General features: G+C 52.2%; 27 protein-coding genes. 15 read left to right on the top strand and 12 right to left on the bottom strand.

The window, feature by feature from the left end; all coding sequences use genetic code 11:
- The first annotated feature begins 14 nt into the window (after positions 1–14).
- The gene (trxA, locus tag Q0775_RS07795; RefSeq protein WP_298858983.1) at positions 15–347 is read left to right on the top strand and encodes a thioredoxin; all 333 of its coding nucleotides are present in this window, start codon (positions 15–17) and stop codon (positions 345–347) included.
- A 58-nt stretch (positions 348–405) separates the two neighbouring features.
- Here trxA and Q0775_RS07790 read toward each other — a convergent pair whose 3' ends face one another.
- Positions 406–1,308, bottom strand: coding sequence for a hypothetical protein (locus Q0775_RS07790; RefSeq protein WP_298858981.1), 903 nt, complete (start codon positions 1,306–1,308; stop codon positions 406–408).
- 96 nt (positions 1,309–1,404) lie between these two features.
- On the opposite strand from Q0775_RS07790, the gene hslV reads away from it, so the two are divergent.
- Genes hslV through Q0775_RS07775 form a run of 3 tightly spaced genes read left to right on the top strand, consistent with a single transcriptional unit; the run spans position 1,405 to position 4,526 of the window.
- Positions 1,405–1,962 carry an ATP-dependent protease subunit HslV gene (hslV, locus tag Q0775_RS07785; protein WP_298858979.1) on the top strand — a complete coding sequence of 186 codons (558 nt, stop codon included), beginning with the start codon at positions 1,405–1,407 and terminating at the stop codon, positions 1,960–1,962.
- Positions 1,959–3,263 (top strand): ATP-dependent protease ATPase subunit HslU, encoded by a 1,305-nt coding sequence (hslU, locus tag Q0775_RS07780; RefSeq protein WP_298858977.1) that lies wholly within the window; start codon positions 1,959–1,961, stop codon positions 3,261–3,263. Before hslV ends, hslU begins: the two co-directional genes overlap by 4 nt.
- Positions 3,264–3,302: 39 nt before the next feature.
- On the top strand, positions 3,303–4,526 hold the full coding sequence (locus Q0775_RS07775; protein WP_298858975.1) for an MFS transporter: 1,224 nt from the start codon (positions 3,303–3,305) through the stop codon (positions 4,524–4,526).
- On the opposite strand, the gene Q0775_RS07770 is transcribed toward Q0775_RS07775, so the two are convergent.
- From Q0775_RS07770 to Q0775_RS07760, 3 genes are read right to left on the bottom strand one after another with little or no spacing between them, the layout of a single operon-like run.
- Complete coding sequence (locus Q0775_RS07770) at positions 4,509–5,102, bottom strand: Smr/MutS family protein (RefSeq protein ID WP_298858973.1); 594 nt, start codon at positions 5,100–5,102, stop codon at positions 4,509–4,511. The genes Q0775_RS07775 and Q0775_RS07770 overlap by 18 nt on opposite strands.
- On the bottom strand, positions 5,099–6,109 hold the full coding sequence (locus tag Q0775_RS07765) for an MltA domain-containing protein (protein ID WP_298859988.1): 1,011 nt from the start codon (positions 6,107–6,109) through the stop codon (positions 5,099–5,101). The genes Q0775_RS07770 and Q0775_RS07765 overlap by 4 nt, the downstream gene beginning before the upstream one ends.
- 23 nt (positions 6,110–6,132) lie before the next feature.
- A complete protein-coding gene (locus tag Q0775_RS07760) occupies positions 6,133–6,789 on the bottom strand; it encodes a Tim44/TimA family putative adaptor protein (protein WP_298858971.1) in 657 nt (218 codons plus the stop codon).
- Between the two features lie 104 nt (positions 6,790–6,893).
- Between Q0775_RS07760 and Q0775_RS07755 the strand changes: the two genes are divergently transcribed.
- Complete coding sequence (locus Q0775_RS07755; protein WP_298858969.1) at positions 6,894–7,379, top strand: FxsA family protein; 486 nt, start codon at positions 6,894–6,896, stop codon at positions 7,377–7,379.
- Between the two features lie 83 nt (positions 7,380–7,462).
- Positions 7,463–7,945 carry a protein-export chaperone SecB gene (gene secB / locus Q0775_RS07750; protein ID WP_298858967.1) on the top strand — a complete coding sequence of 161 codons (483 nt, stop codon included), beginning with the start codon at positions 7,463–7,465 and terminating at the stop codon, positions 7,943–7,945.
- A 5-nt stretch (positions 7,946–7,950) separates the two neighbouring features.
- On the opposite strand, the gene dnaQ is transcribed toward secB, so the two are convergent.
- The 4 genes from dnaQ to Q0775_RS07730 are packed head-to-tail and all read right to left on the bottom strand — an operon-like array spanning position 7,951 to position 10,649.
- The gene (gene dnaQ / locus Q0775_RS07745; RefSeq protein ID WP_298858965.1) at positions 7,951–8,637 is read right to left on the bottom strand and encodes a DNA polymerase III subunit epsilon; all 687 of its coding nucleotides are present in this window, start codon (positions 8,635–8,637) and stop codon (positions 7,951–7,953) included.
- Positions 8,630–9,217, bottom strand: a complete 588-nt coding sequence (coaE, locus tag Q0775_RS07740) for a dephospho-CoA kinase (protein ID WP_298858963.1) — start codon at positions 9,215–9,217, stop codon at positions 8,630–8,632. The genes dnaQ and coaE overlap by 8 nt, the downstream gene beginning before the upstream one ends.
- On the bottom strand, positions 9,217–10,053 hold the full coding sequence (locus Q0775_RS07735; RefSeq protein ID WP_298858961.1) for a shikimate dehydrogenase: 837 nt from the start codon (positions 10,051–10,053) through the stop codon (positions 9,217–9,219). The genes coaE and Q0775_RS07735 overlap by 1 nt, the downstream gene beginning before the upstream one ends.
- Positions 10,050–10,649 (bottom strand): nucleoside triphosphate pyrophosphatase, encoded by a 600-nt coding sequence (locus Q0775_RS07730; RefSeq protein ID WP_298858959.1) that lies wholly within the window; start codon positions 10,647–10,649, stop codon positions 10,050–10,052. The genes Q0775_RS07735 and Q0775_RS07730 overlap by 4 nt, the downstream gene beginning before the upstream one ends.
- A 405-nt stretch (positions 10,650–11,054) precedes the next feature.
- Here Q0775_RS07730 and Q0775_RS07725 point away from each other — a divergent pair, with 405 nt between their 5' ends.
- The 7 genes from Q0775_RS07725 (at position 11,055) to Q0775_RS07695 (ending at position 18,409) form a co-directional block, all read left to right on the top strand.
- Entirely contained in the window at positions 11,055–11,504 is a 450-nt protein-coding gene (locus Q0775_RS07725) for a CopD family protein (RefSeq protein WP_298858957.1), read from the top strand.
- A gap of 130 nt (positions 11,505–11,634) precedes the next feature.
- Entirely contained in the window at positions 11,635–12,906 is a 1,272-nt protein-coding gene (gene rho / locus Q0775_RS07720) for a transcription termination factor Rho (RefSeq protein WP_298858955.1), read from the top strand.
- A gap of 30 nt (positions 12,907–12,936) precedes the next feature.
- Positions 12,937–14,223: a tRNA uridine-5-carboxymethylaminomethyl(34) synthesis GTPase MnmE gene (gene mnmE, locus Q0775_RS07715; protein WP_298858953.1), complete on the top strand. Its 1,287-nt coding sequence runs from the start codon at positions 12,937–12,939 to the stop codon at positions 14,221–14,223.
- Positions 14,224–14,226: 3 nt separating this feature from the next.
- Positions 14,227–16,098, top strand: a complete 1,872-nt coding sequence (gene mnmG, locus Q0775_RS07710; RefSeq protein ID WP_298858951.1) for a tRNA uridine-5-carboxymethylaminomethyl(34) synthesis enzyme MnmG — start codon at positions 14,227–14,229, stop codon at positions 16,096–16,098.
- Positions 16,095–16,706 carry a 16S rRNA (guanine(527)-N(7))-methyltransferase RsmG gene (gene rsmG / locus Q0775_RS07705; protein ID WP_298858949.1) on the top strand — a complete coding sequence of 204 codons (612 nt, stop codon included), beginning with the start codon at positions 16,095–16,097 and terminating at the stop codon, positions 16,704–16,706. Before mnmG ends, rsmG begins: the two co-directional genes overlap by 4 nt.
- A complete protein-coding gene (locus Q0775_RS07700) occupies positions 16,699–17,523 on the top strand; it encodes an AAA family ATPase (RefSeq protein ID WP_298858947.1) in 825 nt (274 codons plus the stop codon). Before rsmG ends, Q0775_RS07700 begins: the two co-directional genes overlap by 8 nt.
- Complete coding sequence (locus Q0775_RS07695; protein WP_298858945.1) at positions 17,516–18,409, top strand: ParB/RepB/Spo0J family partition protein; 894 nt, start codon at positions 17,516–17,518, stop codon at positions 18,407–18,409. Before Q0775_RS07700 ends, Q0775_RS07695 begins: the two co-directional genes overlap by 8 nt.
- Here Q0775_RS07695 and hemW read toward each other — a convergent pair.
- From hemW to rph, 3 genes are read right to left on the bottom strand one after another with little or no spacing between them, the layout of a single operon-like run.
- On the bottom strand, positions 18,406–19,611 hold the full coding sequence (hemW, locus tag Q0775_RS07690) for a radical SAM family heme chaperone HemW (protein ID WP_298858943.1): 1,206 nt from the start codon (positions 19,609–19,611) through the stop codon (positions 18,406–18,408). The genes Q0775_RS07695 and hemW overlap by 4 nt on opposite strands.
- The gene (gene rdgB / locus Q0775_RS07685) at positions 19,571–20,185 is read right to left on the bottom strand and encodes an RdgB/HAM1 family non-canonical purine NTP pyrophosphatase (protein ID WP_298858941.1); all 615 of its coding nucleotides are present in this window, start codon (positions 20,183–20,185) and stop codon (positions 19,571–19,573) included. The genes hemW and rdgB overlap by 41 nt, the downstream gene beginning before the upstream one ends.
- A complete protein-coding gene (rph, locus tag Q0775_RS07680) occupies positions 20,182–20,895 on the bottom strand; it encodes a ribonuclease PH (RefSeq protein WP_298858939.1) in 714 nt (237 codons plus the stop codon). The genes rdgB and rph overlap by 4 nt, the downstream gene beginning before the upstream one ends.
- 84 nt (positions 20,896–20,979) lie before the next feature.
- Here rph and hrcA point away from each other — a divergent pair, with 84 nt between their 5' ends.
- Both hrcA and Q0775_RS07670 read left to right on the top strand, forming a co-directional pair.
- Positions 20,980–22,044 (top strand): heat-inducible transcriptional repressor HrcA, encoded by a 1,065-nt coding sequence (gene hrcA / locus Q0775_RS07675; RefSeq protein WP_298858937.1) that lies wholly within the window; start codon positions 20,980–20,982, stop codon positions 22,042–22,044.
- Positions 22,045–22,053: 9 nt separating this feature from the next.
- A complete protein-coding gene (locus Q0775_RS07670) occupies positions 22,054–22,608 on the top strand; it encodes a nucleotide exchange factor GrpE (protein ID WP_298858935.1) in 555 nt (184 codons plus the stop codon).
- A gap of 32 nt (positions 22,609–22,640) precedes the next feature.
- Here Q0775_RS07670 and mutS read toward each other — a convergent pair whose 3' ends face one another.
- On the bottom strand, positions 22,641–25,283 hold the full coding sequence (gene mutS, locus Q0775_RS07665; RefSeq protein WP_298858933.1) for a DNA mismatch repair protein MutS: 2,643 nt from the start codon (positions 25,281–25,283) through the stop codon (positions 22,641–22,643).
- Positions 25,284–25,357: the final 74 nt, after the last annotated feature.

The raw sequence follows: 25,357 nt of genomic DNA, 5'->3' as shown, positions 1-25,357 counted from the left end.
TCAAACCCGAACCCATGGAGAGCTTTATGGCCACCGTTGCAGTAACAGACGACACATTTGACGCCGAAGTAAAAAACTCGGATATCCCGGTAGTAGTGGATTTCTGGGCAGAATGGTGCGGCCCCTGTAAGCAGATCGGCCCTTCGCTCGAAGAGCTGTCCGCCGAAATGGACGGCAAAGTTAAAATCGTCAAAGTCGACGTAGACAGCAACCCGAACGCTGCCGCACAGATGGGTGTGCGCGGTATTCCTGCGCTATTTATCTTCAAGGACGGCGAAGTTGTTTCCAATATGGCTGGCGCACGCCCCAAAGCGGCGCTGAAAAGCTGGATCGAAGAAGCGATCTAAGCTCATTAAATCTGAATTTGGAAAGGCGCCCCTGTTTTGTGGCGCCTTTTTTCATGCGCTATACAGGCCAACCGAACCTTTTAAGCCGTGCTGCAATCATCTCCGCAGCCTCGGGCCGCCCGGCATTGATGCTGTTCTTTTGCCAAAACCAATGAATGTAGGCTGCATAATCGGGTGCTATCTGTTGAACTTTTGCAAAACCAGCCGCAAGATCATCAATGTCTGCCTGTGCGGCGATGTGGTGGAAATCTGCCTTACGAAACAACAATGACGGCTTTCCAAAGAAATACCCATTGAACGCCACACTCGAATTCTGGGTCACAATAAAATCGCACCCCACCAGCAGGTCTTCCATCCCACCTGTTTGAACTGTCAGGCGATCATTGGTTTGTTCCAGATTTTTCAACGCCGCGAATTCGGCATTCTCATAGCGCTCGTTCGGATGAAGGGTCGTGATGACTTGCATATCTGTCTGGGCAAGGCAGTGCTCAACCATTTCAAGTGGACTACAAATCTGGAACGGGCGGTGCGCAAGGATCTTCCCTTGGAGGGGGACATAGATATAACCGCTGCGCTTCACCTTTTGGGGGGCCTCCCCGAACAGGCGATTTTGCCAGAACCCGTAAAACCGTGCCGCCTCTTTTGCATCAGCTGGATTAGGTTCAAACGCGCTTTGCGCCACGTCCCACGTCCAGCGCTCCGCGCTCTGTTCAATCTGCCAGAACGGATAATGATACACCCGTCGAAAGCAGAGACCCTGCGCATCAGGCGGGGTCTTGATGTGGCTCATAGTCTTGCCTTTGCCTTTTGGCACACCGCGCATCCCGAAAGGCTCATAACGGACCTGCATACCACCCCTGCGCACCGTATCGGCCAGCTTACCGATAAAATTATGCCTGCCCGCTTGCGCACTTTGGCACAACTCGGGTTCCATATAAAATGTGACAGTTTCATCGTCCATGGTCGTAACGCTAGCGCCGTGTATAGATCGCAACAAGTGCTCCCCTTGTTCCATCCCGCTCCTCACGCCATATAGTCACCAACAAACGGAGGCTTTATGGCAGATAGCGATTTCCCGGGTTGGCATGGTACAACCATCATTGGCGTCAAAAAGGGCGGCGAAGTTGTGATTGCGGGGGACGGGCAGGTCAGCCTTGGTCAGACCGTTATCAAAGGCACCGCCCGCAAAGTCCGCCGCCTTTCACCCGGTGGCTATGACGTGGTTGTAGGATTTGCCGGATCAACCGCTGACGCGTTTACCTTGTTGGAGCGGCTTGAGGCAAAGCTGGAAGCAACACCCGGTCAGTTACAGCGTGCAAGCGTTGATTTGGCAAAGGACTGGCGCACGGACAAATACCTGCAAAAGCTCGAAGCGATGTTGATCGTGACGGATGGTAAGGAATTGCTGATCATCACAGGCGCAGGTGATGTTCTAGAGCCTGAGCATGATATCGCCGCCATCGGCTCTGGCGGAAACTTTGCTCTCGCTGCGGCGCGTGGGTTGATCGACAGTGATCGCGATGCCGAAGCTGTCGCACGAGACGCCATGAAAATCGCCTCTGACATTTGCGTTTATACCAACGGCAACCTGACCGTGGAGAAAATCCAAGCATGACCGACCTGACCCCCCGCGAGATTGTATCCGAACTTGACCGCTATATCATCGGCCAGACTGACGCCAAGCGTGCCGTGGCCGTGGCCCTGCGCAATCGTTGGCGTTGTCGCAATTTGCCGGATGATATTCGAGCCGAAGTTTACCCCAAGAACATTTTGATGATTGGACCCACAGGTGTCGGTAAAACCGAGATAAGCCGCCGCTTGGCAAAGTTGGCGCGTGCACCCTTCCTCAAGGTCGAAGCGACAAAATTTACCGAAGTCGGCTATGTCGGCCGTGATGTAGAGCAGATCATCCGCGACCTACTGGACGCCGCAATTGTCATGACGCGCGAGCATATGCGCGAGGACGTGAAAGCGAATGCACAGAGCGCTGCAGAAGAGCGCGTGATTGACGCCATCGCAGGGTCGGACGCCCGCGAAGGAACGCGCACAATGTTCCGCAAAAAACTGCATGACGGGCAGCTTGACGATACTATGATCGAGCTTGAAGTGGCGGATACATCCAACCCCTTTTCCTCAATGGAGATTCCCGGCCAACCACAGGGCGGCGGGATGATGAATATTGGCGATCTGTTCGGCAAAGCGATGGGCGGTCGCACGACGAAAAAGCGGATGAAGGTCTCCGACAGCTATGAAGTGCTGATTGGCGAGGAGGCGGACAAGCTGCTCGATGATGAAACAGTCACCCGCGCTGCAATTGAAGCGGTGGAGCAGAACGGTATCGTGTTCCTTGACGAAATCGACAAAGTCTGCACCCGCGCCGATGCACGTGGCGGAGATGTTTCCCGTGAAGGTGTGCAGCGCGATCTGTTGCCCTTGATCGAAGGGACAACGGTAAGCACCAAGCATGGTCCCGTCAAAACCGACCATGTGCTGTTCATTGCATCGGGTGCGTTTCACATCGCAAAGCCCTCTGACCTACTGCCAGAACTTCAGGGCCGCCTACCGATCCGCGTCGAGTTGCGCGCACTGACCGAAGAGGACTTTGTGCGCATTCTGACAGAGACGGACAATGCACTGACCCTTCAATATACGGCGCTGATGGGAACCGAGCAGGTCAACGTCAGCTTTACCGAAGACGGAATAAAGGCGCTGGCCAAGATCGCGGCAGACGTGAACCAATCGGTCGAGAATATCGGTGCGCGGCGGCTCTACACGGTGATGGAGCGGGTGTTTGAAGAACTGAGCTTTACCGCGCCGGATCGCAGCGGCGAAAAGATTGTGGTGGATGCCGCTTTTGTCGATACGAACCTCGGTGAACTGGTGAAATCCACTGATCTAAGCCGTTACGTGCTTTAACCCCTTCCCATTCTCATGCGCCCGAGTGATCAATGGCGCATGAGCTATCTCCGCTTCCTTATCGAGAACCGCCTGTTCCTGCTCGCGGGATTTTTGCTGACGTTCACTTCCTCCTTCGGGCAGACCTATTTCATCGCGCTCTTCGCAGGTGAGATAAAGAATGCTTTCAGCTTGAGCGATGGAGAGTGGGGCGGGCTTTATACACTTGCCACAACACTCTCCGCGATCACGATGATCTGGGCGGGGGCACTGACCGACCGCTTTCGCGTGCGGCAACTTTCCTTGGCCGTAATGATCCTGCTCGCGCTTGCCTGTGTCAGCATGGCGCTGGTGAGCAGTGTCGTTCTATTGGTCTTTGTCATATACGCGCTGCGGCTTATGGGGCAGGGGATGATGTCCCAGCTTGGAGCTGTGGCGATGGCGCGTTGGTTTGTTGCAACGCGCGGGCGGGCATTGTCACTCTCCTCAATGGGGTTTGCTGCGGGGCAGGCCATTTTGCCCATCACTTTTGTAGCACTTCTGGCAACATGGGACTGGCGCGGTTTGTGGCTTGTTGCTGCGGGATGTATCATTGCCTTGATCCCCGTCATGCAGCGGCTGTTGCGGTTTGAACGTACACCGCAATCCATGGCGAAAGATATGCAAAGCCTCGGTATGGGTGGCGTGCATTGGAGCCGTGGCCAAATGCTGCGCCATCCACTTTTCTATACCCTCATTCCCCTGATCCTCGGTCCTGCGGCATGGGGCACTGCACTGTTCTTCCAACAGGTCCACCTGACAGAGGTCAAAGGCTGGAGCCTTGCAGGATTTGTCGCCCTTATGCCCGTCTTTACCCTGTCTAGCATCATTTTCATCTTCATCACGGGCTGGGCGATCGACCGCTTTGGTGTGAAGTATATTCTGCCATTCCAGATCATTCCTTACGGGGTATCCTTTCTGGTGCTTGCCTATGCGGACACCCTTTTTGTTGCCGGAATTGGGATGTTCATCTTTGGTATTGGGCAAGGAATGCAGAGCACTGCGACGGCTGCGTTCTGGGCCGTGTTCTATGGCACACGCAACCTCGGTGCGATCAAGGCGGCAGCGGCGGCACTTATGGTGTTTGGTACGGCGATTGGGCCAGGCATCAGTGGGCTGTTGATTGATTGGGGCATTAATTTCCCCGATCAGATGATCCCCATTGCCTTCTTCTACTTTGGTGCAGCGCTTCTCGCGGGGCTGGGCGTCCTGCGCTATCAGCGCGACCTACCTGTGACGCCTTAGATAAACATAGTAAGCTCCCCCGCCACCATGACTCACGTGAGCCTGTGCAACTTGGAGAACAACAGATTTCATCGGCTGTATTTGCAGCCAGTGCGGGACCTGATGGCGCAACACGCCGTGGCGAACGGGGATAGGACCTCCTTCATCGCGTTGTTTCCCCTTACCCGTAACCACAAGGACAAGGCGTTTGCCCTGCGCATGAGCATTCATCACAAAACCCGTTAGCACAGGATGCGCACGATCGAGGGTCATACCGTGCAAGTCGATCTTGCCCTCTGGGCGCAGCTTTCCGCGCTTGAGTTTGCCAAATGACTTTTGATCCATCTGCACGGGCGCTTGGCGGATATGATCGTGAATTGCTGGGGCTAAGTTATGCGCAGGTCCGCGCGAAGGCCCGACGGGTTTGCCGAGAATAACAGATTTAGCTTTGCGTAGATTTCGCGGGCCGGGCGCAGGGAGACTCACATCGGGATCAAACCGCTCTACTTCAAGACTGCTTCGCTCCATCCTTTCGGTATTTGCCCGCACCCGATCCCAAAGTTCGCGATCTTCAGCCGTGAGCCGACGACGTTTCATATCGCGCTTTCTGGGAGGAGAGCATAGGCACGCTGAATTGGCATAAGCACAATTAGCCGACCCGGGTCGCGAATTGTTCCGGCTTGCCGCCCCGCCTCATCGCCTGTGCCAAAGAAAACGTCGGCACGTTGCGCACCTTTAATTGCTGATCCGGTATCTTGAGCGATCATCAACCGACGCAGCGGTGATTTACCATCTTTCTCAATCCAGACAGGGGAGCCAAGGCGAACAAAAGATGGGTCAATCGCAACTGTGCGCATTGTCGTGATGGAACGGTTCATCGCACCAAGCGGTCCCTTGTCACTCGGCACTTTACTCACCTCACGGAAGAACACGTAGGACGGATTATGATAAAGGAGGTCCTGCCCCTCAACCGGATTACGACGCACCCAATTCTTGATTACTTGGGCGCTGACCTGATGCGCTTGATACACGCCGCGGCGGACGAGCTCCTGACCAATGGAGCGGTAATTATGGCCGTTAGAGCCGCGATATCCGACTCGCACGTAGTTTCCGTTCGGGAGGCGGATTCGACCCGACCCTTGGATCTGGAGAAAAAACAGCTCAACCGGATCATCAACGTAGGCGATAACCAGCTCACGCCCATCCATCACACCGCTTTCCAAAATTTCCTGCCGTGTAAACCATGGGCGATTCTGTCTCGCTTCGACAGGCATTTTATAAACGGGAAAACGGTACCGATCTGTTCGCGTAAGCGAACCCTCAAGTTCGGGCTCAAAATAGCCGGTGAACAGCGCTTCTTTTCCATCGTCCATCAGGACAGGACGAAACAGCAGCTCAAAGAAATCACGGGGATCGGGGCGTGACTGCGCATAGGCACAGACCGCGTTCCAATCCGGATCTTTCATGTCTTTACAAGTGTTTAGAAATGTCTCGAACGCTGCGGCATGGTCATCTTCTGCCCAACCGTCAAGCTGGTCAAAAGACAACACATCATATTTCACCTCAGACGCCAAAGGCCCCGCCAAAAGCGAGGCCCCGATAATGGCACTTATGCGAATTGCGCATTTTACCCGTCTGTAGAAACCAAGAACCAATTCGGATCATCCGAGCCCATGTGGCGGGAGAATACCCACGTGTCTTTTTGCTTTTTAGCATCGGTGATGCTGCCTTCTACAATCTCGCCTTCGGCATTACGCACAGCCTGTGTCAACTCTGCCACAAACTTCAGCGTCATTTCCGCCTCTTTCGTGTCAGGATCGAGCGTTACGTTCTCAAGGCTCATCTCGCGAACACCAATAAAATTGGCCTCAATCGTCAGCCCTTGGTCTTCACGCGCGGCAACACCGTCGACAAAGCTCTCGTATATGTCCTCGGACAGGAAGGATTTGATATTGTCCAACTCACCCGTTTCGTACCCCATCACGATCATCTCGTAGGCACCGCGCGCTCCAGCAAGAAAGTCTGTCACGTTGAATGAAGGCTCAATGCGCTTCATCTCGGACAATGCACGTGCCTGCGCCGTACCCTCATCAAAATGATCAGTAATATCGAGATCGGGGCCACCTTCGATCACTTCAAAGGCAGGACCGCCACGTTTTTCCTGCGGGATCGGCAGGGGTGGCTTTTCAAAGCCCTCTCGCGTGCCAAGCACGTTTTTAAGCCTCAGGATGAGAAAAACCGCGATTGCGGCAAGCACCAGAAGCTGGATAAGCGGCGAATTCATATGGACCTCTTGAGGGCTAGGCGTGGAAACAATGCTCTTGACCCCTTATGTAGGTGCGAAGGGGGCTCAAGTCCACTCTAGCCCCGATGAAAGGAAGCAATAACATGTGGCTTTTAATCGCATTCATCGCCATTCCGGTGATCGAGATCGCACTATTCATTCAAGTTGGCGGATTTATTGGCATGTGGCCGACGCTTCTCATCGTCATTCTGACGGCGATTGCAGGTACATATCTGGTGCGCAGTCAGGGCCGTTTGGCGTTGAGTCAACTTCAATCGTCGTTCAGCGATCTGCGTGACCCGACAGAGCCATTGGTGCACGGTGCGATGATACTATTCTCGGGCGCACTTTTGCTTACACCGGGGTTTTTCACTGACGCTGTTGGATTTGCCTTATTGATCCCTGCGTTTCGTACGGCAGTGTTCAAAGCAATCCGTACGCGGATCAACATCCAGAGCTTTGGCACACCGGGGGCAGGGCGACAGCACCCCCAGCCATCTAATCGTGGAAGTGATGTGATTGACGGTGAATTTACCGAATTGCCCGATGATGACGCACCAAAAGGGAATTCTGGCTGGACCAAAAGTTAAGTGTTAAAAGTAAGCGATTGAGCGCTTTAACCTGATCTGATAAGCCACTCCGAGTACTTTAACCTCCAAAGAGGAGAGCCGATATGGCCGAGGCCGAAGCAACACAACCAGCATCCCCACAACTGCGCGTTTTGGGTCAATTCATCCGTGACATGTCATTCGAGAATATCATGGCGCAAAAAGGGGCACCGTCCGATGTGCAGCCTGATGTACAGGTCCAAGTGAACCTTGATGCGAAAAAACGTACTGCCGAGAACCAGTACGAAACAGCGATCAAGCTCAACGTGACATCAAAGGCAAAAGGCGCGGATACAACTCTGTTTGCGCTGGAAATTGACTATGTCGGCATCTTTGACATTCAACAGGTTCCCGAAGACCAGTTGCACCCGTTCCTTCTTATTGAATGTCCGCGCATGATCTTCCCGTTCTTGCGCCGCATCGTGAGTGACGTGACACGTGACGGTGGCTTCCCGCCGCTCAACCTTGAGAATATCGATTTTGTTGCCCTGTACCGTGGTGAAATCGAGCGCCGTCAAGCAGAAGCTGCGACCACCGCCGACGCTTAATCCGATTAGCTTTTTAGCCAAACAGCACCGCCGCCCAACTTGCCGACAAACTCGGCGTGGGCGGCGTTTTCTTTTTCAGTGAGCCGTGAGGGCAGGGGTGTGGGGCGCGGGCGCGGTGTCCACTCGGTGCTTACTTCACCTACTTTCGGCGCGGCACGGGTAGACAGGCCAAAGTCAGGCTGCTTACCGCCAATCAACTCTAAATACACTTCGGCCAGAATTTCACTGTCGAGCAGGGCACCGTGAAGCGTACGCGCATCGTTATTGATGCCAAAGCGCCGACAAAGCGCGTCGAGGGAAGACGGTGAGCCGGGAAACTTCTTTCGGGCGATTGCAAGCGTATCCACCGCCTGTTCCCAAGGAAGCTGTCGCAGGCCTATCTTGGCCAGTTCAAAATTCAGAAACTTCATATCAAAGGCGGCGTTGTGAATGATCATTTTGCTGTCGCCCACAAAGTCGAGGAACGCCTGCCCCACCGCCGCAAACTTGGGCTTGTCCCGAAGGAAATCATCGCCAAGACCGTGCACCTGGAAGGCGTCGTCGGGCATGCTTCGCTCTGGATTGATGTATTCATGAAATGTGACACCAGTCGCGACATGCCGCATCAATTCAACCGCCCCAATCTCGACAATCCGGTCGCCTGTCTTGGGGTCAAAACCTGTAGTTTCGGTATCAAGGACGATCTCACGCATTTAACTGGCTCCGAATAGTTTCAACGATTTTCTGCACTTGGGCGTGAGCGTGTTCAAGTGTGTCTGTCTCGATCACATAAGTAGCGCGAGCACATTTTTCTGATGCGGGGAGTTGCTTTGCCTTGATGCTGAGGAACTGCTCACGCGTCATCGTACCCCGCTCCATCACACGTGCCTCTTGTGTCGAGTCATCCACAAATACACAGGCGGTTGCGTCCACACGAGCATCGCCACCCGTTTCAAACAGTAGCGGAATATCTAACACGACAATGTCAGCATCCGTCTTAGCAAGGAACGCCGCGCGATCCTGTCCGACAAGTGGATGAACGATGGCCTCAATCCGCTTGAGCGCATTTTGGTCACGGCCAATGATATCTTTGAGTACAGTACGCGAAACGGCACCATCAATAACTGCTTCAGGAAAAGCTTGGGCAAATGGAGCAACAGCTGCACCGCCTTTTGCATAGAGACGGTGCACAGCCGCGTCTGCATCCCAAAGCGCACAACCCTCATCAACAAACATCTGCGCGGTGGTGGATTTACCCATCCCGATGGAGCCTGTCAGGCCAAGCTTAAACATCAACGTAATGCCGCTGCGCGTGTGGCACGGTCCACTTCGGGACGGCGACCAAACCAACGCTCAAAAGCAGGCACGGCCTGATGCAGCAACATTCCAAGACCATCAACAGTGGCACAGCCATAATCCTCTGCTGTGGCGAGGAGTTTGGTCTTGAGCGGTGCATAGACGAGGTCAGTGACGATTGTAGACGAGCGCAGACCATCAAGCGGCACGCGCAGCTCTGACTTTCCAATCATCCCGAGCGATGTTGTGTTCACCAACAGGTCGGCATCATCAATCATATTGCCTGCCTGAACCCACTCATAGACACGAATACGACTTCCAAAATCCTGTTTAAGCTTATCGGCTCTTACCCTTGTCCGGTTAGAGAGCATGATTTCTGGAACTCCCGCTTCAAGCAGCGATGAGATAACTGCCCGCGCAGCGCCGCCCGCACCAAGGACAGCAGCCGGACCAGACCGTGGGTTCCATTGCGGTGCACCCGCTTTCAGATTTTCAATGAAGCCATAGCCATCTGTGTTATCCGCGTGAATCTTTCCATCTTTGCGAAAAATTAGCGTGTTTGCAGCACCAATCAGGATCGCACGATCCGTCACCAGATCGGCGATTTCCATTACCTTTTCTTTGTGTGGAATTGTAATGTTAACGCCCACAAATCCCATTTGGGGCAGGGTGCGGAGCACATTTTCCAGATTGTCATTGCTGACCTCCATCGGGATATAATGGCCTGCAATTCCATAAGTCTTAAGCCAGTGACGGTGCAGCTGTGGCGATTTTGAATGGGCTATCGGAGCGCCGATAACACCAGCCAAAGGGATGCGAGGCAGTTCGGTCATTGGGCAATGTCTCCACGAAGGGTGAGGTAATTCAGGATTTCCAACAAGGGCATGCCAAGCACATTAAAGTAATCGCCTTCAATACGCGAGAAAAGCCGCACGCCTTCCTCTTCAAGCTTGTAAGCGCCTACGGCGTGGCGGATGCTCTCCCAATTACGTTCAACGTATTCTTCGAGATATGCATCACTCGCATCACGCATCCGTAGACGCACAACACCAATATGTCGCCACAACGGTTTGCCATCTTCAAAGATCACGGCAGCGGATAATAGCGTATGTCGGTCTCCGCGCATCCGCTTGAGCTGCGCAAGTGCCTCTTGGGGTGTTTCAGGCTTACTCAGAAGCGTTCCGTTATGCTCTAGAACCTGATCACAGCCTATCACCAAAGCACCGGGGTTTTTATCACTGACCTTTGACGCTTTCATTTCTGCCAAAGCATCGGCAATATCGCGAGGCGGGGCACCCTCTGCGATGAGCGATGCCTTCATCATATCCTCGTCCACCCGCGCCAGTTGGACCTCGTGAGGAACCGCTGCTTGGCTGAGCATCTGGGTCCTAATACTGGAACCTGAGGCAAGGATGATGTGGACACTCATGGGGATAACTCATGCATAATCTTAAGATGTTCTTAACAACAACTTGTCGACAATAACGGGTTTGGGTTCAAGAGGGGGATAAGGTGTCATTTCCACCACCTTAGCCAGAGATTCGCCCACGGTGGATAAGGATAATTTTACCATTTGGTAACTTTCATTAACTGAAGATAACACACAGAGTTACCCACACGCTCAAAATGAAGATTTACTCCATAAGTATCTGATTTATATTTAATAAATTAGAAATTAGTATCTTGTTAACAATAGTTCTGCTCAGTTTGTTCTGACCAGTCATTCCTGTGCATAACCATTTAATCCACAGGAATCCTGCTACCTACTTAAATCAACAATCTTTCTTTCTATCTTTATTATTATAAAGAGAAGGTCTGAGAGGGAGAGAATAATATGAGTGATATCTTGAGTCTGGCCTATCCCTGGATCAAAGGGCTTCATATCATGTCCGTGATCTCATGGATGGCAGCACTGTTCTACCTCCCTCGCTTGATGGTGCACCACACCGAGCGGGCAGGTCTGAGTGGAGAGACCCATGAACTTTTTGCCATGATGGAATACAAACTGGCAAAAGTGATTATGCAGCCCGCGATGATGGCAACTTGGCTGTTTGGTCTTTTGCTTGTTGTAACGCCCGGAATTGTATTTTGGGGTGACGTCTGGCCATGGCTCAAGGGGGCAAGCGTGATTGCGATGACGGTTTTTCATGTTTGGCTGATGCGCAGGATGCGGGGGTTCCAGGTTGGTAAAAACTCTACCACAGGCAGGCAGTACCGGATCATGAACGAGGTGCCGACGCTGCTGATGATTGTGATTGTGTTCTCTGTTACGGTTAAGTTCTAAATCGCGCGTTTATTGACAGGCGACCAAACCCCACGTATTGGATGCTCATCACCTCGTCCGAGGATGGATCAACCCGACACAATTTACCGACCGGCCTATGATCGCTTTTGCGCGGGCCAAGGATATTTGCATGACACTTGAGACCCTCAACCTTGCCGACCTGAAAAAGCAATCTCCCAAAGCACTGCTGTCCATGGCGGAAGAGCTGGAGATTGAAAACGCATCCACGATGCGCAAGGGTGAGATGATGTTCCAAATCTTGCGCGAACGTGCGGATGAAGGTTGGGAAATCTCGGGGGACGGCGTTCTCGAAGTGTTGCAGGACGGCTTTGGCTTTTTGCGTTCACCCGAAGCGAACTACTTGCCGGGTCCCGACGATATCTACGTTTCGCCTGACATGATCCGCCAGCATTCCTTGCGGACAGGAGATACTATTGACGGGCTGATTAAGGCCCCTGACGATACCGAGCGGTACTTTGCGTTGACCGAGGTGACGCTCATTAACTTTGAAGACCCTGACAAGGCGCGTCACAAAGTTGCGTTTGAGAATCTGACACCGCTTTATCCTGATGAGCGGCTGAAAATGGAAGTGGATGACCCGACAGTTAAGGATCGCTCTGCGCGTATCATTGATCTGGTAGCGCCCATCGGTAAAGGCCAGCGTTCTCTGATCGTGGCGCCCCCGCGGACAGGTAAAACCGTCTTGCTGCAAAACATTGCCAACTCCATCGAAAAGAACCATCCTGAGTGCTACTTGATCGTCTTGCTTATTGATGAGCGGCCTGAGGAAGTTACAGACATGCAGCGGTCTGTGAAGGGTGAGGTTGTGTCCTCAACTTTCGATGAGCCAGCGACGCGTCATGTTGCCGTGTCTGAAATGGTCATTGAAAAGGCGAAACGACTGGTTGAGCATAAGCGTGATGTTGTCATCCTGCTTGATTCGGTGACGCGTCTGGGTCGAGCGTTCAACACGGTTGTACCGTCATCGGGTAAAGTTCTGACCGGTGGTGTGGATGCCAACGCTCTGCAACGTCCGAAGCGTTTCTTTGGCGCGGCTCGCAACATTGAAGAGGGTGGTTCATTAACGATCATTGCAACAGCGCTGATCGATACTGGTAGCCGGATGGACGAAGTCATCTTTGAAGAGTTTAAAGGGACAGGTAACTCCGAGATCGTGCTGGATCGCAAAATCGCAGACAAACGCGTATTTCCTGCCATCGACATTCTCAAATCAGGTACGCGCAAAGAGGAGCTGCTGGTCGATAAAGTTGACTTGCAGAAAACTTTTGTACTGCGCCGCATCCTCAACCCGATGGGGACTACAGATGGTATTGAATTTCTGATATCCAAGTTGAAGCAAACAAAGACTAATGCTGACTTCTTTGATTCTATGAATACCTAAAACGTCACATAAATTCAAAGGCTTAGGTCGATGGATACTATTTTTGCCCAAGCAACTGCAATGGGCCGCGCAGGGGTGGCCGTTGTGCGGGTTTCTGGCCCGTTGGCGCATGAAATCTGTACGCAGATGGTGGGATCATTACCTAAACCACGTGCGACAGCGTTGCGGATGATCAAAGACCGTGATGGAGGCTTTATTGATCAGGCGTTGATCTTAAGTTTCTCTGGACCAGAGAGCTTTACTGGTGAGGATGTCGTTGAACTTCATTTACACGGAAGTATAGCGATCATGCGGCGCGTGCTCGAAGAGCTTAGCCTTTTTGAGGGAGTACGCTTAGCTGAGCCAGGTGAATTTACGCGGCGTGCGCTGGAGAATGGACGGCTAGATCTTGTTCAAGTTGAAGGACTTGCTGATCTGATCGAAGCTGAGACTGAGGCGCAGCGCAAGCAAGCCCTCCGTGTTCTATCTGGCGCGCTAGGATCGAAGGTTGATCATTGGCGGGGGTCCTTAATTCGTGCGGCAGCACTCCTCGAAGCAACTATAGATTTCGCAGATGAGGATGTCCCCATTGATGTTAGTGACGAAGTTAACGACCTCCTTGCTGTAGTTGAAGATGAGTTGTCTGTTGAAATTGAAGGAACAAAAGCAGCAGAACGCATAAGAACTGGTTTTGAAGTGGCGATTGTAGGGGCGCCTAATGTTGGGAAATCAACCCTACTGAATAGGTTGGCGGGCCGCGAAGCTGCAATTACTTCGAACGTCGCCGGAACAACACGAGATGTGATCGAAGTCCGGATGGACCTTGGCGGACTGGCTGTGACTTTGCTTGATACAGCAGGGATACGTGAGAGTACCGATGAAATTGAAACTCTTGGGGTTGAATTGGCCTTGCGGCGTGCCGCTGATGCCGATCTGAGGGTATTTTTGTTGGAGGAAGGCGCAGATCCGCCTTTTGACCCTGCTCATGATGATATCGTTCTGAAAGCGAAGGCCGATATCACTGGGGGAAGCTACCCTGCTGTTTCTGGAAAATCCGGATTAGGGGTAGATCAACTTTTAAGTGATGTTGAAAAAATACTTTCTGGTATGGCTTCTGGTGTTGGTCTTGCAACACATGCGAGACATGCCCATGCGATGACTACCGCTCGTGATTGTATTTTGGAAACTCAGAAGTTACTCCAAAGTGGTCCAGATATTTATGATATTGCAGCAGCTGAGTTGCATATCGGGATACATGCGCTCGAAGTTCTTGTTGGTCGCATTGACGCAGAGAATCTGTTAGACGAGATATTTGCTAGTTTTTGCCTTGGAAAGTGAGGATTGTTTCACGTGAAACATTTTGATGTCATAGTAATCGGCGGCGGTCATGCCGGTACCGACGCAGCGCATGCCTCCGCTCGGATGGGTGCTCGAACGGCACTAATCACGATGTCGCGCAAGACGATTGGCGTGATGTCTTGCAATCCCGCAATTGGCGGACTTGGAAAAGGCCATCTAGTTCGTGAAATCGATGCTCTCGACGGGTTGATGGGGCGTGTGGCTGATGCAGCGGGTATTCAATTTCGGCTATTAAACCGCCGGAAGGGGCCTGCTGTACAGGGACCTAGAACGCAAGCTGATCGAAATATATACCGTAAATTCATGCTTTTTGAGATAGAAGCACACCCGCTTATTGAAATCATTGAGGGTGAAGCTGTCGATTTCTTGACGAAGGGTTCGCGTGTTTGCGGTGTTAAGCTGGCGTCAGGGAGTTCAATTGCCGCAGGTGCGGTTGTTCTAACTACTGGAACATTCTTGCGGGGGGTTATCCATATTGGTGATATTCAAAAAGCAGGAGGCCGGATGGGTGATAATCCGTCCCAAAAACTTGCGGAGCGGATCGATGATCTTGGACTAAAACTAGGGCGGTTAAAAACAGGTACTCCCCCACGGCTAGATGGGCGGACAATTAACTGGGACGGCTTGGAGATGCAGCCCGCTGATGATGTTCCAACACTATTCTCCTTTATGTCGAAGAAAGCAGGCGCACGTCAAATATCTTGTGGGATAACTCATACAAATGAGAAAACACACGATATTATTCGCGAGAATTTGAGCCGCTCAGCGATGTACGGCGGTCACATTGATGGAGTGGGCCCGAGGTATTGCCCTTCTATTGAAGATAAGATCGTGCGATTTGCCGACAGAACGTCACATCAGATCTTTTTGGAGCCCGAGGGACTGGACGATCCAACGATTTATCCAAATGGGATTTCGACTTCACTCCCAGTTGATGTTCAAGAAGACTACGTCAGATCGATCAAAGGTCTCGATGCGGTAAAAATTCTTCAACCTGGGTACGCAATTGAGTATGATTATGTTGATCCGAGGGCATTAAGCCAAACTATGGAGCTTAAGGAAGTAAGTGGTCTATATCTGGCAGGGCAGATAAACGGTACAACAGGCTATGAGGAGGCTGCGGCGCAAGGCCTTGTTGCGGGCCTTAACGCTGCTCTGGCTGTAAGCGGGCGTGAGCCTGTCATTTTCAGCCGCACGAATAGCTACATCGGGGTGATGATTGATGATCTTACGACTAGAGGTGTAACGGAGCCGTATAGGATGTTTACCTCAAGGGCAGAATTCAGGCTGTCGCTCAGAGCCGATAACGCGGATCAGCGGTTGACGGGTCAAGGTATCAAGCTCGGCTGTGTTTCGATAGAGCGTGCTAAGATTTTTGAGGGAAAGATGCAGAGCCTGACAGAATGTCGTAAATTCTTAGAGAGTAAAACATTTACACCAAAAGAGGCCAATACTGTTGGCATCGCTATTAATCAGGATGGCCAGCGGCGTACAGGGTTTCAGCTCCTTTCATTTCAGAATGTTAACTTCTCTGATATTCGTGCCTTAGATCCAGATCTTGATGATGTTGCGGATCATATCGGAGAGCAGATTTCAAAAGACGCGCTGTATGCCAATTATATCAAACGGCAGGAAAACGACGTTGCGTTGCTCCGTAAAGACGAAGGTGAGCGTATTCCGCTTTCACTCGACTATTCGATAATCGAGGGTTTATCTAATGAGCTCAAGTCTAAGATGATTGCAGCGCGTCCTGAGAATCTAGCACAAGCCTCCCGCATTGATGGAATGACTCCTGCTGCTTTGACGTTAGTTTTGGCTGTAATCCGTAAGGGCCAGGTAAAGAAATCAGCATGAAAGATCACAGATCATTAACGGATGTTTCACGTGAAACAATAGAGCGCCTCCGTGAATTTGAGAAGCTTGTGTTGAAGTGGACAAAAAAAATAAATTTGGTCTCTTCTGGCGACGCTTCTCAGATATGGGACCGGCATATTATAGACTCTGTTCAAATTTACGATCTTGCGCCAGAAGAAGGCACCTGGCTCGACATTGGAAGTGGCGGGGGATTTCCCGGTATTGTTGCCGCGATTATGGCAAAAGAAAAGATGTCAGACCGTTCCTTTATATTGGTGGACAGCGATCAGAGGAAGTGTGCATTTCTTAGAACTGTAAACCGCGAGTTGGGACTCAACATAAAAGTTCTTGCGGAGCGGGTAGAGAAAATGCAACCGCTTGGAGCTGAGGTTATGTCAGCGCGCGCACTGGATGATTTGAACGGGTTGTTTACTCACGCAGAGCGCCACCTGTCGACGACGGGAGTCGCGTTGTTTCCAAAGGGAACGCAATGGGAGCGAGAGCACGAAAATGCAAAGAAACTTTGGTCATACGATATCGAAGTTGTTAAGAGTGAAACCAATCCTGAAGCTACAATTCTGAAGATTAAGGAGCTTACGCGTGTCTGATCTCTCTCGGCCAAGTGGTCCAAAAATTATAGCAGTTGCAAACCAGAAAGGCGGCGTAGGTAAAACGACAACAACCATTAATCTAGCGGCAGCCTTGGCTGAAAAAGGGCAACGTGTGCTGGTTATCGACCTAGACCCACAAGGTAACGCATCAACGGGTTTAGGCATCAGTTTGGATGATCGGGAATTCACGACCTACGAATTATTACTTGAAGACGTTGACCTTAACGAGGTCATTCTAAAAACGCCGACGGAAAACCTTTTCATCGTCCCTGCAACTGTAGATTTGAGCTCTGCTGATCTAGATCTGTTGTCCAACGAAAAGCGTAGCTTTTTGCTACACGATGCGCTGCGTCAAACGCAAATGGATGCATTTAATTTTGATTACATCCTGATTGACTGCCCTCCCTCTCTTAATCTTTTGACGGTGAACGCGATGATCGGAGCGCACTCTGTTCTTGTCCCTTTGCAGAGTGAGTTTTTCGCTCTTGAGGGATTATCTCAGCTGATGCTTACCATTCGGGAAGTCCGCCAATCTGGGAATAAGAATTTACGGATCGAAGGCGTCGTTTTAACAATGTATGATCGACGGAATAATCTATCGCAACAGGTTGAGCAGGATGCACGTGACAATCTGGGAGACCTTGTCTTTAAGACAATGATTCCAAGAAATGTACGCGTAAGCGAGGCGCCGAGTTTCGCCATGCCCGTTCTTGCATACGATACCTTGTCCAAGGGCGCTCAGGCTTATCGGAGTCTTGCGGAAGAACTCATAAAGAATAATCAAACAGCCGTAAAAGAGGTGCAGCATGTCTAATAAGAATGATCGTAAACGGGGTCTTGGCCGTGGATTGTCTGCGCTGATGGCAGATGTGAGTGAAACAGAAACTGTCGCTGCTAAGGGACCTTCGGCAGCGGATCAGATGATACCAATTGAGCGAATTTCAGCGAACCCAGATCAGCCGCGGAAACAATTTGTTCAGGATGACCTTGATGATTTGGCAGCTTCAATAAAAGAGAAGGGTGTCTTACAACCCCTGATCGTACGTGTGCGTGCAAACGGCGACTATGAAATCGTCGCGGGAGAGCGCCGTTGGCGTGCAGCGCAGATGGCGCAGCTCCACGAACTGCCGGTGATCATACGGGAATTCACGGATATCGAAGTTCTCGAAGTTGCAATTATTGAGAACATTCAGCGCGCGGACCTGAATGCTGCTGAAGAGGCGGCCGGCTATAAGCAATTAATGGATAAATTTGGCCATACCCAAGAGAGGATGGCTGAGGCATTAGGTAAGAGCCGCAGTCATATTGCGAATCTTTTGCGCCTGCTCAATCTCCCAATATCTGTTCTCGAGCTTTTGCGTGAGGGAAAGATTAGTGCAGGCCATGCGCGTGCCTTGATTCCCGCACAGGACCCTTTGAAGCTGGCCCAGCAGATCATCAAGGGAGGGCTTTCAGTGCGGGCGACGGAAGCACTTGTGAAAAAGGAACTTGCTGGTCCAGCAAAGGATAAGCCCACGGGCACATCGGACGAAGCTGACAAAGACGCTGATACCAAAGCGTTAGAAGGCGATCTTGCGGCCAATCTGGGGATGGCCGTCTCACTCACGCACAAGCCGGGGCAGGAAAGCGGCAAGTTGACTGTCAGCTATAAGACGCTGGAGGAGCTCGACGAGCTCTGCAGATTGTTGAGTGCAACTTAGTCAGTCAGAAGCGCAAATATCACAGAGTTTAGAACTCTAAACCCTTGATCTGTAACCCTTAATATAGATTCTGAGGCTTCAATCATACCAATGTCCGTTAGGTGGGTCACAGCAGCCGCATCTAACGGTTTCTGCGCAAGAGCCGCATACCGATTAACATCAATACCGGTTCGTAACCGAAGGCCCATCAGGAGAAACTCCGTAGCTTCATCCTCAATGGACAAGGATTCCCTACTTTGCTCTGCTGCGCCCTCTTCAACGGCGTCGAGCCAACGCTTCGGATTGCTAAAACAAGTAGTTGCGTGCCTCAGACCGTTTACCGTAAGCCGTCCGTGTGCACCGGGACCAATTCCAAGGTAGTCACCATACCGCCAATAGATCAGATTATGCCGTGACTGTGCACCATCCCGTGCGTGGTTTGATACTTCATATGCGGGCATACCCGCTGCTCCACATACGTCCTGCGTCAGGTCAAACATGTCCGCGCCGAGGTCATCATCTGGAAGGCCCCGTAGTTTTCCAACTGCATAACGGTCACCAAAAGCTGTGCCGTCTTCGACTGTTAACTGATACAGTGAAAGATGATCTATTGATAAGGTTAGAGCCTGTCTTAGTTCGGCTTCCCAATCTTTGAGGCTTTGATCCTGGCGTGCATATATGAGGTCAAAGCTGACGCGCTCGAACGTATTTCGCGCAATCTCAAATGCAGCTAGGGCTTCGGAGACTGAATGTATCCTGCCAAGTCGTTTCAGATCGACGTCATTCAGCGCTTGGATGCCCATCGAAATTCTGGACACTCCACCGTCACGATACGCCACAAAACGACCCGCTTCGACAGAGCCTGGATTCGCCTCAAGTGTGATCTCCAGATCATTTGCTGTTGGCCAAAGTGCTTTGATCTTTGCGATCACAGCGGCGACTGTATCGGGGTTCATCAAGCTTGGGGTGCCACCTCCGAAGAAAACCGCGGTAACAGTCCGTCCTGGTGTTTCGGTTGCACATCGCTCTAGCTCGGCAAGGTAGGCCATTTTCCAAGCAGATTGATCGATGTTCCGCGAAACATGGCTGTTAAAGTCACAGTACGGGCACTTTGCTTCGCAAAAGGGCCAATGAATATAGATGCCAAAGCCACCTTGCCGCCAATCCTCTGAAAAAGCGGGTTTAACGATCAAAGCACTGGGCCAGAAGTTTGGTGAACGCATCAGCGCGGTGGCTTATCTTATTCTTTTCATCATGGCTCATCTCGGCGAAGGTTCGTGTCTCACCAACGAGTTGGAAGATCGGATCATAGCCGTGACCTGTTTCGCCGCGCATTGGCCAAACGAACGTCCCGTCGACAAAACCTTCGACAACCTCGTCGTGTCCGTCAGGCCAGGCCAAGACCAGCGTTGCGCAAAACCGCGCCGCGCGAGGGTAAGGGGCGTTCGCCTTTTCCAAAAGATCATGTGTCTTGTGCATCGCCATGACAAAGTCACGGCCATGGGGAGTTTCTGCCCAATCAGCCGTATAGACGCCGGGGGCATTGTCCAAGGCGGCAACCTGAATGCCACTGTCGTCTGCCAATGCAGGGAGGCCAGTCGCCTTGACTGCTGCATGCGCTTTGATCCGCGCATTACCGATAAAGGTGTCTTCGGTTTCTTCCGGCTCTTCCAGACCCAATTCTTTTGCGCCGACAACCGTGATGCCAAGTGGCGCAAACAGTTCCTGCATCTCTTCTAGTTTGCCAGCGTTGTGAGTGGCAATGAGAATGCGTTCCCCTTCAAACTTACGGCTCATGAGCAGACCGTTTTCTGGATTGCAGTCAATTCTGCAATACCTTTCTCAGCCAAGTCGATGAGTTCGTTCATCTGGCCGCGGGAATAGGTGGAGCCCTCAGCGCTCATCTGGGTTTCAATCATTTGACCGCTTTCGGTCATAATAAAATTACCATCCACGCCTGCCTCAGAGTCCTCTGGATAATCAAGATCTAGAACAGGCTGACCCGCATAAATGCCACAGCTGATCGCAGCCACAGGATCGAGCATCGGATCACTCATTACATCGCCAGCTTTCATTAGTTTGTTCACCGCAAGCCGGAGGGCGATCCAACCCCCTGTAATAGAGGCGCACCGCGTGCCGCCATCCGCCTGAAGTACATCGCAATCTACCGTGATCTGGCGTTCTCCCAGTGCCACGCGGTCAACACCTGCGCGCAGGGAACGGCCAATCAGGCGCTGGATTTCTACCGTGCGCCCGCCTTGCTTACCCGCTGCCGCTTCGCGGCGCATCCGTGTGTTGGTCGCGCGCGGCAGCATACCATATTCTGCTGTGACCCAACCAAGGCCGGAGCCTTTGATAAACGAAGGTACCCGCGGCTCAATCGACGCGGTACAAAGAACATGTGTATCGCCCATTTTGATCAGGGCGGAGCCTTCGGCGTGTTTCGTGAAGCCAACCTCGACAGAGACGTCACGCATTTCGTCAAGTTTCCGACCGGATGGGCGCATGGAATATTCCTTTTGTTTGATTTGAGCTTGGAGATACCTCTCCGTCCCTTGCAGATGCAACCCCCGCACCCTTAATGTGACAGTATGACAGACACCTCGGGCCTTTTGCAGGAAATGAATGATCGCTCTCGCGAAGTGTTTCGTCGCGTGGTCGAAGGGTATCTTGCAAATGGAGATCCTGTGGGTTCCAGAACGCTCACCCGCGACTTCTCGGAGAAGGTCAGCGCGGCAACGATCCGCAACGTGATGCAGGATCTGGAATATCTGGGTCTGCTCGATAGCCCTCATGCAAGTGCAGGGCGTGTGCCGACCCAAATGGGCTTGCGGATGTTTGTCGATGGATTGCTCGAAGTTGGCAATCCAGATGTGGGTGACCGCGCCCAGATTGATGCCACGATGGGTCGAAATGAAGATGATGTAACGGGTATGCTTGATCGTCTTGGCACTGCCTTGTCGGGTGTGACGCAGGGTGCATCACTTGTCCTCGCGCCCAAGCATGAAGCGCCGATCAAACATATCGAATTTGTTTCGTTGTCCCATGATCGTGCTTTGGCGGTTTTGGTATTTTCTGACGGGCATGTTGAAAACCGGCTGTTTACACCGCCGCATGGACAAACCCCCAGTTCCATGCGCGAAGCCGCGAATTTTTTGAACTCCCTGGTTGAGGGGAAAACCCTGAGCGAGCTTCAGCGCACCATCAAGACGGAAATGAAAAGACGCCGTCAAGAAATCGACACCCTTGCAGCTGAACTGGTCGAGAGTGGCCTTGTGATTTGGGAAAGTGGAGAGGACCAGCCAGAGCGGCTTATCGTGCGGGGCCGTGCAAATCTTCTCACTGGAAGTGGCGAAGCGCAAGATTTGGAGAAGGTGCGGAGCCTCTTCGATGACCTTGAGCGCAAGCGTGATATCGCTGATTTCCTTGAATTGGCCGAAGATGGTGATGGTGTGCGCATTTTTATTGGCTCTGAGAACAAACTTTTCTCACTTTCGGGTTCCTCTTTGGTAGTTTCCCCATATATGAACTCTGATCGTAAGATCATCGGTGCTGTGGGTGTTATTGGCCCAACGCGCCTGAACTATGGACGTATCGTGCCGATTGTGAACTACACGGCGCAACTGGTCGGAAAGCTAATTTCCGACCGGAGTTAGAGGTGAAAAATGGCAGACCCGAACGATTTTCTGGATGATCCCGAAGCCGCAGAAGCAGAAGCTTATGCGGACGAGATGGAAGAAATTGATGAGGCCGAACTGGCTCTCGAAGAAGTAATGGCAGAACGCGATCAGTACAAAGATCGTTTTCAGCGCGCGCTCGCCGATGCCGAGAACGCGCGTAAGCGGTCTGATAAGGATCGCCGTGAGGCCGAGAACTACGGTGGCTCAAAGCTCGCCCGTGATATGCTGTCGGTCTATGACAATATGAAGCGTGCACTGGAAGCGGCCACAGAGGAGCAGCGCGCTGTTTCAGGTCCGCTTCTTGAAGGTATTGATCTGACGATGCGAGAGCTTCTTTCGGTCTTCAAAAAGCATGGGATCGTGTCCGTGACACCAGAAGTTGGTGATCGTTTTGACCCCAAGGTACATCAGGCGATGTTCGAAGCACCAGTTCCAAACACCAAAGCTGGCGATATCATTCAGGTCGCTGCTGAAGGGTTCATGCTGCATGATCGTTTACTGCGTCCTGCGCAAGTTGGCGTATCCTCTACACCTGGCTAAACATTTTAGTGTTTACGATATGGAGGAGGCGGTCAGGTTTTGGCCGCCTCTTTCAATTTGTAGATTAAGTCCAGCGCTTCGCGCGGCGTTAGCTCATCTGGCATAATGTCATCCATCATACTGTCTAGAGCTGACACCTTCAGGGACATTGGTGGTGGGGTCTGGGCAGTTGCGAACAACGGTAGATCGTCGATCAACGTCTTTTGCGTCGCACCGCCCTCACGTTCACCCTTTTCCAACGCCTCTAGAACGACCCGTGCGCGAGCGATGACCGCAGGAGGTAAGCCAGCAAGCTGTGCGACCTGAACACCATAAGAGCGATCGGCCGCTCCTTTTTTCACTTCATGCAGGAAGATGACCTCGCCTTCCCACTCCTTGACCGTAACAGTTGCATTATCGACCCCGTCCAGTTTTCCAGCCAGTGCTGTCATCTCATGGTAGTGCGTGGCGAACAGAGCGCGTGCGCGATTTACGTCATGGAGATGCTCCAGCGTGGCCCATGCAATAGACAGGCCATCGTAAGTCGCTGTGCCGCGCCCGATCTCGTCAAGAATTACTAACGCGCGATCGTCCGCTTGGTTGAGGATCGCAGCAGTCTCAACCATTTCGACCATAAAGGTTGATCGACCACGTGCCAAATCATCAGATGCACCAACGCGGCTGAACAACTGGCTAACTAAACCGATGTGGGCAGAGCGTGCGGGAACATAGCTACCCATTTGAGCGATCAGTGCCATGAGTGCATTTTGACGGAGGTAGGTCGACTTACCCGCCATGTTCGGACCAGTGAGCAACCAGATTGCGGCATCGGTGTCAGCGCTCAGATTGCAATCATTCGCCACAAATTGAATGCCTGACTGTTGGGCCAAGGCACGTTCAACCACGGGATGCCGCCCCCCTTGAATGTCGAATGCGCGGGAATTGTCGACAAGAGGTTTTACCCAATTCTCTGACTGTGCCAGATCGGCGAGTGCGGCAGCTAAATCAAGCTCTGCCAGCGCCGCAGAGGTCGCTCCAATTTCGCCAGACTTCACCAAGATTGCTTCCCTAAGGCCCGCATAGAGATGCTTTTCCAATTCAACGGCATGATTGCCAGCGTTGAGAATTTTTGTCTCAAGTTCTGACAATTCCACAGTGGTAAAGCGCACCTGATTGGCCGTTGTCTGTCTGTGGATGAATTTGTCGGACAGCGGGGGCGACAACATCTTTTCTGCATGGGTCGACGTCGTCTCGATAAAGTAGCCCAGCACATTGTTGTGTTTGATCTTTAGAGCCGAAATACCTGTATCAGTGACGAATTGGGCCTGCATGTTTGCCACGACACTCCGTCCTTCATCGCGAAGCTGGCGGACTTCATCTAGCTCTTCTCGATAACCTTGCGCGATGAAGCCACCGTCCCGAACAAGTAGGGGCGGCTCAGCGATCAAAGCCTCGTCCAAAAGGTCGACAAGTTCGTCATGCCCTGCAAGATTTGTTACGGCAGAACTCAACAGGGGTGGTAAATCAAGGGCTTGAAGCGTCTGATTAAGGTAAGCGGCTTCGGATAGGCCATTTCGGATCGCAGCAAGGTCCCGCGGCCCACCACGATCAAGGGAAAGCCGCGACAATGCGCGTTCAAGGTCTGGCACAGAACGCAAGCGGTCACGAATGTCTTGGGCGACCCTTGGATTTCCCATAGCAAAGTCAATTGCGTAAAGCCGTGCGTGAATCGTCTCTAACACACGTGAAGGACTTGAAATGCGACGCTCCAACAGTCGCGCACCAGAAGCTGTGACAGTTCGGTCCATTACAGAGAGAAGAGTGCCTGATCGGCCACCAGAAAGTGAATGGGTAAGTTCCAGATTGCGCCGTGTCGCAGCATCAATCTGGATTGTTCGCGCTTCGGCCTCTTTCACAGGTTTGCGCAACAGCGGCAGATTGCCCTTCTGGGTCATATCGAGATATTCGATCAAGGCACCCATCGCGGACACTTCGGCGCGGTCAAAACTGCCGAATGCATCAAGAGACGACACGCCGAACAGCGAGCACAGCCGCGCCTCCGCGCCCGTACTGTCAAAACTCGCACGGGCCAGTGAGGTGAGGGACAAGCCAAACTCGGCTTCAAGCTCGCGGTGCTCACCTTCTTTTCCTTCCGCAATCAAAAGTTCGGATGGGGCGAGGCGGGCAAGTTCTGGACCTAGGCGCACGAGTGGAACGGTCATGACATGAAAAGCGCCTGTCGAAATATCGACCCACGCAAGCGCATGCGTATCGCGCACGTCAGCAAATGCGGCGAGGTAATTGTGCCGTCGCGCTTCGAGTAATGATTCTTCGGTCAACGTGCCAGGTGTAACGAGGCGGACAACATCGCGCTTAACCACAGATTTGTTGCCGCGTTTTTTCGCTTCGGCGGGGGTCTCTAGCTGCTCACCTACGGCGACGCGAAACCCTTTTCGGATCAGGGTGAGGAGATATCCTTCGGCTGCGTGGACAGGAACACCACACATAGGGATATCACTGCCATCATGTTTGCCACGTTTGGTCAGGGCGATATCAAGCGCTTCGGCAGCTGCGACGGCGTCGTCGAAGAACAACTCATAAAAATCACCCATACGATAAAACAGGAGAGCATCCGGATAGCCGGATTTGATCTCCAAGTACTGGGCCATCATTGGCGTAACTGTCGCGGTGTTCATATGCTTCCCCCTCGCATCCTACGTCCTTACAAAACCACAGCAAAGGAGGGAAGGGGGCCAACCGGATGGACGAG

The sequence above is a fragment of the uncultured Sulfitobacter sp. genome (assembly GCF_947499945.1).
In the GTDB taxonomy this organism is placed as follows: Bacteria; Pseudomonadota; Alphaproteobacteria; order Rhodobacterales; family Rhodobacteraceae; genus Sulfitobacter.
The sequence above is the reverse complement of the archived record's forward strand: the minus strand, read 5'-3'. Positions and strand labels throughout refer to the sequence as shown.